We start from the raw sequence: 12,390 nt of genomic DNA on the forward strand, positions 1-12,390 counted from the left end.
TGTGATTTGCACACATGACCTTGGGAGGGACCACCATATGAACTACCGCAAACTTGGAAATACAGGGTTATCTGTCAGTGAAGTCAGCTTTGGTACCTGGGCAATTGGCGGCGACTGGGGAAACAGTTCTGATGAGGATGGCCTGAAGGGCCTGGAGCTGGCAATGGAGCAAGGCGTCAACTTTTTCGATACAGCAGACGTTTACGGTGGTGGACATGCCGAAGAACTGCTGGCCAAAGCGACAAAGGGCAAAGAGGATGAGGTACATATAGCCACCAAGTTCTGCCGTGCGGGCGACATCCATGATCCAGACAATTATTCGGCGCGCCGGGTGAGTGAATATGCCGAACAAAGCCTGCGCCGTCTGCAGAGAGAAGCAATTGACCTGTATCAGATCCACTGCCCGCCGATCGACATTCTGCGCGACGGCAGCGTATTTGCGGTGCTGGACAAGCTGAAATCCGAGGGCAAAATCCGCCATTACGGCGTAAGCGTCGAGACGATCGAAGAAGGCCTGCTGTGCCTGAATTATCCCGGGGTTGAAGCTCTCCAAGTAATCTTTAATCTGTTCCGCCAGCAGCCTGCGCTGGAGCTGTTCCCGCGTGCAGCAGAGCAAGGAGTGGGAATCCTGGTTCGCCTGCCGCTGGCCAGCGGGCTGCTGACAGGTAAATTTAATGAAAACAGCACCTTCCAGGCGAACGATCACCGCAATTTCAATGCCAACGGCGAGCAGTTCAATGTCGGCGAGACTTTTGCCGGGCTGCCATTCGCTAAAGGCGTGGAGCTGGCCCGCAGTCTGGAATGGATCAGTGAAGGCCGAGATAACATGGCCAGAGCCTCCATGCGCTGGATTCTCGACCATCCTGCAGTAAGCTGCGTCATTCCCGGGTTCAAGAACAAAACCCAGGTCAGCGATAACCTGAAGACAATCGAGATCCCTTCATTTACACCGGCGGAAATGGAACGGCTGGCGTCCTTTTATCAGGACGAGGTTGCTCCGCATATCCGCGGGGGAATTTAATTCTCTTCAGATGCTTAAATCTATAGTTTGTATCAACAAGGAATTCTCCTGCAGGAGAATTCCTTGTTTTTTCTGTCCACCTTCAGGCCGAAGCTGCAGCACGGCGGGTCAATGCCCAGAACAGTAGAGCCAGAACACTGACAGAAGCACCAAGTAAGCTTACCCCGGCCCAGCCATGATGAGCATAGATTTGGGTTGAAGTGATTGAACCGGCAGCACTGCCGAGGGAGTAGAAAACCATATAAGCGGCAGTGAGCCTGCTGCGCGCCTCCGGCCGTAAAATCAGGATCATGCTCTGATTGGTAACATGTACCGCCTGAACCGCGAAGTCCAGAAGAATAATTCCAATAACTAGTACAAAAAGCGAGCGTTCTGCATAGCTGATCAGCAGCCACGAGATGATTAAAATGCTTAAAGCCAGTCCCGTCATCTTCTGCCCGGACCCCCGGTCAGCAAGCTTCCCCGCATGTGCAGCGCCTAACGCTCCGGCGGCTCCCGCGAGTCCAAAGGCCCCGATAGCTGTATGCGAGAGGGATATAGGCGGAGCACTAAGCGGAAGCACCAACGATGTCCATAAAATGCTGAAATCCGCAAAAATCAGCAGAGCCAAAACAGCGCGGACACGTAAGATCCGTTCTTGCGCATACAAGCTGAACACCGACTTAAGCAGTTGGAGATAGGTCAGTGATTGTGGCGCACGGCTGGTGCCAGGCAGCATTTTAAATAGCGAAATGTTCATAATCAGCATCAGGGCTGCAGAGAACAAATAGATGGAACGCCAACCCGCAAGATCTGTTAATAATCCTGAAACTGTCCTCGCAAGAAGGATGCCGGTTACAATGCCGCTGGTTACCATGCCGACGACTCGTCCCCTCTGCACAGGGTCAGCCATGTCCGCAGCGAAGGCTACAATGGTCTGCGTCACTACGGCAAGCAGTCCGACTAAAGCCAGACCTGCAAAAAGTGCTGCCGCAGAGGAAGCTGTACCTACGATGACCAGTGCAACCGTTGATAAGGTCATTTGACCGATAATGAGCTGGCGTTGATTCAATAGATCACCAAGCGGGACCAGCAGCAACAGTCCTGCAGCATAAAGAGACTGGCTGATCGTAATAACGATACCAATGGTTGAATGTCCAATATTGAACTCGCTGGATAACTCATCGAGAATTGGTTGGGCGAAATAGATGTTGGCAACAGATAATCCGCAGGCAACTGCAAATAATAGTATTACAGCACGAGACATACGTGAACCTTTAGCTGTTATAGAGAGAACCTCTCCCATATGACATCACCCATTTCTGATATTTTTTATTAAGGAGTTAACATACCGATCAGTATGAAATTACCTCAACAATATAATGTCATTCTTAGATAAGTGTCAAGGAATATTTATTCGTTTGACATTTTTTTCGGATAAACTTAAAATATTAACGTACTAATCGGTATGTAATGAATGAAAGAAAGCTAAGTCTTACACAGAGAGGTATTGATTATGGGACGTAACCGGGCATATAACGAGGATCAAGTATTAGATGCAGCTATGCAGCTTTTCTGGGAGAAAGGGTATGAAGCTACTTCATTAAGTGATTTAACTTCCCGGATGCAGATTCAACGACCCAGTATATACTCAGGTTTTGGAGGGAAAAGGGAGTTATTCGAAGCCGCACTGCGCAAGTATACAACAGCCCATGCTTCCGAGATCCGGACCAGACTGCAAAGCGGACCATCTGTAAAAGAAGCGTTTCGCGCTTTCTTTGAAGCTGTGGTTGAGGATGAGTACGCAGCACTCCCTAGAAAAGGGTGTTTTTGCATTAATACGATGGTTGAACTTGCACCTCATGATGAGAAATTTGAAATTCTCACAAGAGAACATCAAATGTATTTATCTGTAATATTTCAGGAAACCATCGAACGGGGGATTCAATCAGGCGAGCTGGAGAGTGGAATGGACATCAAAGCTGTATCCCAGTCGCTGGTCGTGTCGTTAATTGGATTAACCGTGCTGCTCAAGTCCCGTCCAAAGCGCTCTTTCGTTGATAATACGATCAAAACTGCGCTTACCCTTCTTAAGTAACTTCAATTTTATGAAGGACATATGTCCTTTTTGGATAAGCTAAGATGTTTTTTAATAAAAGAAGTAGAGATTCAGCTTTGGTAAGGAGGAAGCAACATGACAGCAGCCATCGATAAAATTGCCTGGATTCACATCGTAGACGGAAAAGTGCTGGGAGCACGGTCTAAAGGGAAGGACACTTATTATTTTCCCGGAGGCAAAAGGGAGAGCGGAGAAACGGATGCGGAGACTTTGATCCGGGAGATCCAGGAGGAGCTATCTGTTCAGATCAATCCGGAGACCATTACGGAATTTGGCACGTTTGAAGCGGAAGCTCACGGCAAAGCGGAGGGCGTCCGTGTGAAAATGACTTGTCTGTTTGCGGATTACACAGGTGAGTTGAGCCCGGCCTCGGAAATTGAGGAGCTTGCCTGGCTTACCTATGAGGACCGGGAGCGGGTATCGGCCGTCAGCCGGATTATTTTTGACCACTTGCGTGAGAAGAAGCTGATTGCTTAAACATAAGATAATAGCTATGTAGTATTAATGGAGCTCGAAGCGCTAATTCAGCGATCCAGGAGCAGTTGCCGCCGCGGCAGCTGCTTTTTTTGATTTTTTACTTGTTTGAGTACGTGCTCGGATAAAAAAAATACTCGGTAAGCGGTAGGGAATGAGGCTTGCTCTAAGATCATTCCGATAGAAGGGAGCGGGCAACTGACAGAGGGAGGGGCAAAAAAATTACTGTAAGTATAGTAATTCCCTCACATCGGCCGAATGTACTCGTTTTTTCGCATACAATGAGCTCGCTCCCCTTCACATCGGCCGAATGTACTCGTATTTTCGCATACAATGAGCTCGTTCTCCTTCGCATCGGCCAAATGTACTCGATTTTTCGCATACAATGAGCTCGTTCCCCTTCGCATCGGCCAAATGTACTCGGTTTTTCGCATACAATAAGCTCGTTCCCCCTCGCATCGGCCGAATATACTCGGTTTTTCGCATACAATGAGCTCGTTCCCCTTCGCATCGGCCGAATGTACTCGGTTTTTCGCATACATTGGTCACGCTACTCTCTGAGCGGTTCGCTACAATAAGCTCTTTCCGTTGCAAAAAGCAAAATGGTGCCTTGATTGTTACTCCTTCAAAAAGGGACAGGACCGTTAAAAAAGAAATACCCAAAAGGAGGAAACGCCGTTGACAATCTGGCTACTACGTGTTACTTTGTAGTGGTAGTAAGTAATACTGCATACCAGTCATACAGAATAGTAAAGGGTGATTATGCTGGATAACCTGACGGAAATGTTAAAAGGCGTGCTTGAGGGCTGTGTCCTGGAAATTATTAGCCGCAAAGATACTTACGGCTATGAAATCACGCGGCAGCTGAACGCGCTCGGCTTCACAGATGTTGTAGAGGGAACGGTGTATACGATCCTGATCCGGCTTGAAAAAAACAAGCTGGTGGAGACCACTAAAAAGCCCTCCGAATTGGGACCGCCCAGAAAGTTTTTCTCGATTAATGACGCAGGGCGTGAAGAACTGAGAATGTTCTGGGAGAAATGGGCGTTTGTATCTTCGAAACTTTATGAGCTGAAGGAGCGAAAAGAATGAACTTTTGGGAAAAGATTACCGGGAACGACATGACTAAAGAATTTAAGAAATTTGAATTGCGGGTCAAAAAACTTCCGGCTGATTATCAGGCGGCATGGGAAAAGATCAATACCAATTTTTGGGCGCATGCTGATTTCACCGGCCGGAATCTTATGCCCATTCTCGACGGTGTGCTAGGCCTGCTGGAAGAAACAGCGGCTGAAGGCCAGCGTGTCGAAGAGGCACTGGGGGACGATATCAAAGGCTTCTGTGCAGCACTGGCCGGTGAAGAAGGAGCCAAGTCCATCCGTGACAAATGGCGCGAGCAGCTCAACAATAATATCGCCAGAAAATTGGGCAAATAGGGGGAGGCACTAATGAAAATACGGGATATCATCGAAGGTAAAAAAGAGTGGCGGGCGCATGTAGCGCGTGTGAAAGCACTTCCTCAGGATTATCAGATTGTCTATAAAGAGATTCAGAAATACCTCTTTAAGGTGGGACCTGTAGAACTTACGGAAGGGACCGGGCTGCTCTCAGGAATTATCGACCTTTTTGAAGAGGGGGCTTCCCGGGGGGAAGGCGTGCTTGAAGTGACGGGCAGCGACGTGGCGGCTTTCTGTGACGATCTGATTAAAGATTCCAAAACCTATGCTGACATCTATCAGGAATCAGTTGCCCGGGAAGTTCATCAGGCTGTGAAAAAGGATACGGATAAAACAAGGTAAGAGGGGGATGACGGATGGAAAAAGCCATTGAAGTGAAAGGCTTGAAAAAGTCTTTTAAGCGCACGGAGGTTCTAAAGGGTGTTGATTTTGAAGTGAAGAAAGGTGAAATTTTCGCTCTGCTGGGCGCAAACGGCGCGGGCAAGACAACGGTAGTCAGAATTCTCACTACATTGCTCAAGCATGACGGGGGTACTGCCGCCGTTAACGGATTTAACGTCACGACAAACCCGGGGGAGGTGCGGCAAGCGATCAGTCTCACGGGACAGTTTGCTGCCGTGGATGAGATTCTGACCGGGCGGGAAAATCTGATCATGATTGCCAGGCTGCGGCATCTGGAACAGCCGCGTCAGGCTGCGGACGAATTGCTGAAACGTTTTGGCTTAACGGAAGCTGCAGACCGCAGGCCATCTGCTTATTCGGGTGGTATGCGCCGCAGGCTCGACATTGCCTTAAGCCTTATCGGCAAACCGCAGATCATTTTCCTCGATGAGCCGACCACCGGACTTGACCCTGAGGCCCGGATTGAAGTTTGGAAGATTGTAAGAGAACTTGCCGAAGGCGGTACCACGGTATTCCTGACCACACAGTATTTAGAGGAGGCCGAGCAGCTTGCCGACCGGATATCCATTCTGCATGAAGGCAGAATTATCGCAGAGGGTACACTTGCAGAGCTCAAAAAGCTGTTTCCTGCAGCGAAGGTGGAGTATGTGGAGAAACAGCCGACATTAGAGGAGATTTTTCTCGCAATTACCGCTAAGAAGGAGGCCATCTAATGGAGACGGCAAAAAAACATTTTTTTAGCGATATGAGTGTTATGCTTGGCCGTTCCATGCGCCATATTTTTCGCAGTATGGACACCATCCTTACGGTCTGTATCACCCCGGTTGCAATGATGCTGCTGTTCGTTTATGTGTTTGGCGGAGCCATTGACACAGGTACCGATAACTATGTGAACTACCTGCTGCCCGGTATCCTGCTTATGGCTATTGCCAGCGGGGTTGCTTATGTGGCCTACCGGCTGTTTATGGATAAACAGCGGGGGATCCTTGAGCGGTTCCACTCCATGCCGATTGCACGTTCCACCGTACTTTGGGGGCATGTGCTGACCTCGGTGGTATCCAACTTTATTTCTATTGCCGTTATCATTCTTACAGCGCTTATTATGGGCTTCCGATCGCCGGCAGGGATATTATCCTGGCTTGCCGTAGCCGGTATACTTTTGCTGTTTACGCTGGCATTGACTTGGGTGGCAGCCATTGCCGGATTGTCAGCTGCAACGATGGAAGGGGCAAGCGCCTTTTCTTACCCGCTAATCTTCCTTCCATTCATCAGCTCGGCGTTTGTGCCGACTGAATCCATGCCCGCAGTTGTCCGTGTCTTCGCCGAGAATCAGCCCGTAACCCCCATTGTGGAAGCGATCCGCGCGCTCCTGTCCGAACAGCCGGCGGGCAATGACATATGGGCCGCTCTGGCGTGGTGTACCGGGATCCTGTTCATAGCTTATATCTTTGCGGTCCGTGCTTATAAACGGAATGCCGGTTAATAGTAATGCAATATAATGGGATAGCGGCAGATCATGCAGTTTAAGGGGCGGTCATGATACATGGTGATGGATAAGCGATTGCTTAATGAATTGAATAATAATTATTCCCTTGTATTTGATAAGTTAACTTTTAACCGGGACGGCGGCAGCTTATCGTATATTGTTTATACAAACAGCCGGCGTTATTTTCTCAAAATGGTCCGGCCGGAGTTTTTAGACACAGCCAGGCAATCGATAGATATTCATTTGTATTTGTATCACAATCATTTTGCGGTACCTCAAATCATTCTTACCAAACCGGGAACGCCTTATTTTAGCAGACAGCATGATAACGGGACACACCTGTATATTTTATATGAGTATATTGAGGGCCTGGAACCGGATATTTATAAAGATGCAGAAGGGATCGGCCGTTTTATAGGGAATTTCACAGTATTATGCAAAAATATAGCGGTAATCTGGTGTCCCGGAGTAAATCCTATTTTATTGACAGATATATACAGATACTAAACAGAAAAATGTACCCGGAGGAAAAAATCAAAGCCTATATGGAGTATGGAAACGCTCTATGGGACAATGTCAAAAATCTCCCGTACAGGTACTGCCACGGCGATCTGAACCGCGGAAATATTCTCCAAACGCCGGATGGGGAGATGGTTCTTTTGGATTTTGATACCTCATGCAGCGCATTTGCAATCTTTGACATCATGATGGTATGTAATTGTACTGATTATTTCAGCTATAATGACGATGGCTACAAAGAAACGAAGGGAATTTACGAAAGATTTTTAACAGGTTATTCGGACTATCACTCACTCTCGGAAAATGAAATGTCTGCATTTTATGATTTCGTTGCAATCATGCACTATCAGCTCCAGGCAACTATTATCGAAATCCATGGACTTGATTGTGTAGATGAAAAATTTATAGATCACCAGCTTGAATGGTTATTGAAGTGGAGGGAGCAGTGTCAAAGGGAATGCAGCTAGATCAACAGGGGCATATTAATCAGGAAATGAAGCGAAAAGATGATTTCATAAAACAGCGGCAGTAAAGGATTATGTTCCGTCCTTGTCTGCTGCTGTTTTTCATTATAAAGATACAATTTGTAATTTAGGACATATGTCCTTCACGGATGAAGCAAGATATCATTTAATTAGAGAGCAGAGAACATACAGAGGAGAGAGAAGCAATGAAAGGGATTATTTTCGCATTATTGGCGGGGGCATGTATCACACTACAAGGAGTGGCGAATGCCAGAATCAGCCAGGATATCGGCACATGGCAGGCGGCTACAATTACACAGTTGACCGGATTTCTCATGTCTTTGCTGATTCTGCTGTTCGTCCGGGATGGCAAAAAGCAAGGTTTAAGGAAAGTAAAGCCGCTGTATTTATTCGGCGGTGCTCTGGCCGCTTTTATTATTTTCAGCGAAGTAACGTCCATCCAGAAAATCGGTGTTACCTTCACCATTTCCGCGCTTTTGATCGCACAGCTGTGTCTGACTTTTATTATTGATATCAACGGATGGTTTGGTGTGGCCAAGAAAAAAATGCGTCTGCCGCAGTTCATCGGAATCGGAATGATGATTGTAGGCGTTGTGATCCTGAAGTTATAACTTGCAGTAAAAGCATCTTAAATCTGAACATAAAAGGGAGTACAACATAATGATGATCGGACTTGTACTGGCGCTGTTTGCCGGTTCGCTTGTGGCTTTGCAGAATATTTTTAACACCAAGGTAAACGAACATACGGGTTCATGGACTACAACTACTCTGGTGCTGGCAATGGGCTTCGGGGGCTCTCTGCTGATGGGACTTATTCTGGAAGGTAAAAATATGTTCACGCTGCAGCACATGCAGCCCTGGTACTGGATCAGCGGGATGATTGGTGTCGGTGTCGTCATCTGTCTCGTGCAGGCAACCCGGATCCTGGGACCTACTTATGCGATTTCAATCGTTCTGACTGCACAGCTCGGATTTGCGCTGTTGTGGGATTCCCTGGGCTGGCTGGGACTGACCAAAGTTCCGTTTACCATGAACCAGCTGATTGGTGTCATCGTCATTGTCGGCGGAATTCTGGTCTTTAAGCTGGGCGGGGGGAAAGAGCCGGAAGAGTCGGGCTCTCCCGGTAAGCCGCATAGCCAGCAGGCGGTGCGTGTGGATTAAGTTCATATTTTGACAATGTAGAGATAAAAACAGTTAAAGCGTGCAAACCGGAAATACCGGCTGCAAGCTTTTTTGGATAGCTGGAGGCAGCACGGCTTGTAACTTTTTCCAAATGGTAGCGTCTAATTATACGTGAAATTAACAAACAGTCAACGTATACGGAGGCGTATTATGAGTAAATGGAAAGGTTTAACCTTTGGTATCCTGGCCGCAGCCATCGCTTTAAGTCCGGATACCGTATCAGCTGCTGCTGAGTATAGCATCCAGTTGAATTACAAAGAATCATCGGTCTCTAACCGCAAAATCATATCGGACGGCACCATGTTTGTTCCGCTGCAGCAGTTGGCACAGGATATGGGTTACGCACTAACATGGAATCAGAGCACCAAAACCGCCAAGCTCGTCCGTCCGGACAGCGAGGTCACGCTGACAACCGGAACGGTGAAATCAGCAGTAAATGGCACGCCGGTCACATTGGCCCATCCGCCACGAATTATTAAAGGTAAAACTTATGTGCCGCTGGTATCTGCCGTAAAAGCTATGGGCGGTAAAACTGTTTACGATAGCTACAGCGCGAGTCTGAACATTGTAGACGAACTGCGTTACTCAGTAGCTGCTTCTAAAGGCAGAACCTATTGGGTGTCGCAAGCTAACGGTAATGTTTATAGCGCAACTTCAGGCGGCAAGCCTGTGCTTATCGGTGAACTTCCCTTTGCAGATTTAACATACACCCACAGACTGATTGTCCGGACTCTTGGCAAAAGCGATTTGCTGCTGCTTACCGATAACCACTACGCCATGTTCAATGACTTTAGCAACGGATACCAGGCACTAATTCAGAACGGCAACATCCTGAAGCAAATGGAGTATCATTACATGACGCCTTCCTATGCCAAAGCTCCAATCCCGCCATCCACCCGGCCTTATATGACAGACGGCAAGAATATTCAGCTGATCAATCCGGAGGGTAATCTCGGCAAGGCGCTTGAACTGGAAAGTCTTACGGGAGCGTCAGGAGATTTTGTAACAGAATATGCCGCTGAAGATATCATTCTGGTACGTTTGCTGCAAAATACCCGCTTGTATGCCATTGATCCTGTTACCGGAGTCAGTACAGATCTTACTGGATCATTGATCAGCAGCGGAGATCTTAAAGAGTGGGAGCGGGCGGATGGATCAGATCCTTATATCGCGGGCAAAATGCTTACACTGAAGAAGCGGGACGGCGGTGTACTGACTTTTACTTATTCTCCTATCCCTGATGGAAAAGAAAAGACGGTAACGTACAACTTGGCGGATTAAGATGTATGGTTAAAGGCAGACAAAAGGATGGCCGCTGGCCATCCTTTTTTTGAATTACAGTTAAAGTATACAATTACACCGGCCCCACAGAAGCCTTGCCCAGCAGAGTGCTGCGCCATTTCGTATAGACTTCCCACGCTTCGCCATTGTCCAGCAGATGCTTGCAGGTATACACGCCTTCTTCGATTGAATTAACCTTGCCAGCAAGATGGAGGCGTGCGGCGCCGTTCAGCAGTGTCTGATTATAAAAGGCCATATGGCCGCCGCCCTGGAGTACCTCTTCGGCAGTCTGAAGCTGCAGCCGCGCTGTCCAGTCCATCTTGGGAACCATGGTTTCGAGCCCTAGCGCATCCGGGTCAATAATGTCCATATGGGCTTCACCGTTTCGGATCCGGTATACCCGGTTGGGCCTGTCGATGAAGAGATCCTCGGAGCCTTCGGCACCCTGCACGATCAGCCCTTTTTGATACCCGAGCTTGATAATCAGGCGGGATATACGGTCAAATACCGTGTTGTGGAAAATGCCGAATACGATATAAGGAGAGCAGGAAAAGTCCATCAGCTTCTCTACCGTATTAAAAATCGTCCGCATCCCGATGTCCTCGCGGAGTGTGCGGATATTACCAAGCGGCGGGCACCATAGTTCGGAATTGGCGAACAATACTCCGCTTCTTCCGGCAGCCTCAATGGCTTCTGTACGGCTCTGCTGAGAAATATCAATACCTGACTGCCCTATGATATCCTGCAGGGTAATGCCCCATTTTGGCGGCAGGGAAGCTGAACCATGCAGGGTAACCGGCAATCCGGCAGCGGACAGCAGAAAAGAGGTAGGGAACGTGGCGACAAAAGAGTTCTTCCGCCCGTCATACGGCCCGGCACAATCCAGCCCTTGCTGAACCGGCTCCCGGCGGGCATACTTCCGGGTGACAGCCACAAAGGCTTCAAGCTCTTCGAGGCTCTCCAGCTTGATCCGCTCGGCAATCAGAAAAGCGCCGATTTGTACCGGTGAGGCCGTCCGGCCCAGTATAGCTTCGGCTGCATGCGCCGCTTCCTCGTAGCTTAAATCTCTCGCGCCGCGTTTGCCTCTGGCGACTTCTTTTAGAATATTAATCATATGAATTCTCCTTAAGTTTGATCCTGCAGCAGCTGATACACCTTCACTATAGAAGTAGCGACGTCAACCATGCGTTTCCGTTCATTCATCGCCTGTTTGCGCAGAAGGTCGTAAGCCTCGGATTCGCTGATGTTTTTGGCTTTGGAGAGAATGCCTTTTGCCATATCAATCCATTTGCGTTCTTCAATCCGTGACAGAAGCTGCTCCCGTTCCTTTAGCCACTGCTGCCGTTCAAAGCACTGCCTTGCGCTAAAATGCAGAATCCAGTGGATTTCCTGAGGCAGCATGGAAGGGGAAAGAATCCCGTCTACCATAAGGCTGTCTTCACAGGCATTAACAGATAAAGTCGCTGTAAGCGGGGTGCACCACCAGAGAACCGGAGCGATTTTGTGCTGGATCAGGGGAGTTCTCCAGGCCGTAACTTCTGTAATCGGGAGGTGAAGAATATAAGCATCGACATCTGTCTGATCAAAAGCTTCTTCCCGGGTGGCTGCGGCTCCAACAACATATCCGCAGGAGCGGAGAAGGCTGGCCGGGCTGCTTGCTGAGCGCGGTTCTGTGTCGTTCTCTGTTCTGCTATCATGAATTACTAACAGGGAATGCATAGTTTGACGCTCCTTTTACATCATAATAATCGTCGTCATATACATACTGAAGCAACCGTGCTGAAAATGAATTAGATGTTATATTATATAACACAAAATCCGGTTTGTTGTCGATAAATTTAAATAAATAAAATTTTATATGTCATAATTATTGACGTATCGTTAAGACCTGTAGTATAGTCGGTTTAACAAATCATCAATTCACGGATACAATGGGGTATCCGGTTGAAGCGGCAATGGCGCCTGCTATCACTTACCGATCTTGG

The 12,390-nt window shown here is 48.1% G+C and carries 15 protein-coding genes; 12 read left to right on the plus strand and 3 right to left on the minus strand.

The features are described 5' to 3' along the window. Positions 1 to 37: 37 nt before the first annotated feature. On the plus strand, positions 38 to 1,021 hold the full coding sequence (locus tag C2I18_RS25900; RefSeq protein WP_249898584.1) for an aldo/keto reductase: 984 nt from the start codon (positions 38 to 40) through the stop codon (positions 1,019 to 1,021). A gap of 82 nt (positions 1,022 to 1,103) precedes the next feature. Here the strand turns inward: C2I18_RS25900 and C2I18_RS25905 are convergent, their stop codons facing one another. Beyond that, a complete protein-coding gene (locus C2I18_RS25905; RefSeq protein WP_481857842.1) occupies positions 1,104 to 2,267 on the minus strand; it encodes an MFS transporter in 1,164 nt (387 codons plus the stop codon). Between the two features lie 249 nt (positions 2,268 to 2,516). On the opposite strand from C2I18_RS25905, the gene C2I18_RS25910 reads away from it, so the two are divergent. The 11 genes from C2I18_RS25910 (at position 2,517) to C2I18_RS25960 (ending at position 10,405) form a co-directional block, all read left to right on the plus strand. After that, on the plus strand, positions 2,517 to 3,098 hold the full coding sequence (locus C2I18_RS25910) for a TetR/AcrR family transcriptional regulator (protein WP_249898586.1): 582 nt from the start codon (positions 2,517 to 2,519) through the stop codon (positions 3,096 to 3,098). 96 nt (positions 3,099 to 3,194) lie between these two features. Beyond that, complete coding sequence (locus tag C2I18_RS25915; protein ID WP_249898587.1) at positions 3,195 to 3,596, plus strand: NUDIX hydrolase; 402 nt, start codon at positions 3,195 to 3,197, stop codon at positions 3,594 to 3,596. A 759-nt stretch (positions 3,597 to 4,355) separates the two neighbouring features. Beyond that, positions 4,356 to 4,685: a PadR family transcriptional regulator gene (locus tag C2I18_RS25920; protein WP_275100996.1), complete on the plus strand. Its 330-nt coding sequence runs from the start codon at positions 4,356 to 4,358 to the stop codon at positions 4,683 to 4,685. Further along, positions 4,682 to 5,029, plus strand: a complete 348-nt coding sequence (locus C2I18_RS25925) for a DUF1048 domain-containing protein (RefSeq protein ID WP_249898588.1) — start codon at positions 4,682 to 4,684, stop codon at positions 5,027 to 5,029. Before C2I18_RS25920 ends, C2I18_RS25925 begins: the two co-directional genes overlap by 4 nt. Before the next feature lie 12 nt (positions 5,030 to 5,041). Further along, complete coding sequence (locus C2I18_RS25930) at positions 5,042 to 5,392, plus strand: DUF1048 domain-containing protein (protein ID WP_249898589.1); 351 nt, start codon at positions 5,042 to 5,044, stop codon at positions 5,390 to 5,392. A 14-nt stretch (positions 5,393 to 5,406) separates the two neighbouring features. After that, entirely contained in the window at positions 5,407 to 6,165 is a 759-nt protein-coding gene (locus tag C2I18_RS25935) for an ABC transporter ATP-binding protein (protein ID WP_249898590.1), read from the plus strand. Beyond that, positions 6,165 to 6,935, plus strand: coding sequence for an ABC transporter permease (locus C2I18_RS25940; RefSeq protein WP_249898591.1), 771 nt, complete (start codon positions 6,165 to 6,167; stop codon positions 6,933 to 6,935). The genes C2I18_RS25935 and C2I18_RS25940 overlap by 1 nt, the downstream gene beginning before the upstream one ends. Before the next feature lie 548 nt (positions 6,936 to 7,483). Next, positions 7,484 to 7,924: a phosphotransferase enzyme family protein gene (locus tag C2I18_RS25945; RefSeq protein WP_342760321.1), complete on the plus strand. Its 441-nt coding sequence runs from the start codon at positions 7,484 to 7,486 to the stop codon at positions 7,922 to 7,924. A gap of 203 nt (positions 7,925 to 8,127) precedes the next feature. After that, positions 8,128 to 8,553 (plus strand): DMT family transporter, encoded by a 426-nt coding sequence (locus tag C2I18_RS25950; RefSeq protein WP_249898593.1) that lies wholly within the window; start codon positions 8,128 to 8,130, stop codon positions 8,551 to 8,553. 49 nt (positions 8,554 to 8,602) lie between these two features. After that, positions 8,603 to 9,103: a DMT family transporter gene (locus C2I18_RS25955; RefSeq protein WP_249898594.1), complete on the plus strand. Its 501-nt coding sequence runs from the start codon at positions 8,603 to 8,605 to the stop codon at positions 9,101 to 9,103. Between the two features lie 171 nt (positions 9,104 to 9,274). Beyond that, positions 9,275 to 10,405, plus strand: a complete 1,131-nt coding sequence (locus C2I18_RS25960; protein WP_249898597.1) for a copper amine oxidase N-terminal domain-containing protein — start codon at positions 9,275 to 9,277, stop codon at positions 10,403 to 10,405. A gap of 73 nt (positions 10,406 to 10,478) precedes the next feature. Here the strand turns inward: C2I18_RS25960 and C2I18_RS25965 are convergent, their stop codons facing one another. Together C2I18_RS25965 and C2I18_RS25970 are read right to left on the minus strand one after the other, a co-directional pair. Further along, entirely contained in the window at positions 10,479 to 11,525 is a 1,047-nt protein-coding gene (locus C2I18_RS25965) for an anthranilate phosphoribosyltransferase (protein ID WP_249902247.1), read from the minus strand. 5 nt (positions 11,526 to 11,530) lie between these two features. Then, positions 11,531 to 12,124: an ANTAR domain-containing response regulator gene (locus C2I18_RS25970; protein ID WP_249898600.1), complete on the minus strand. Its 594-nt coding sequence runs from the start codon at positions 12,122 to 12,124 to the stop codon at positions 11,531 to 11,533. Between the last annotated feature and the right edge of the window lie 266 nt (positions 12,125 to 12,390).

This window comes from Paenibacillus sp. PK3_47, assembly GCF_023520895.1.
Lineage (GTDB): Bacteria > Bacillota > Bacilli > Paenibacillales > Paenibacillaceae > Paenibacillus_AQ.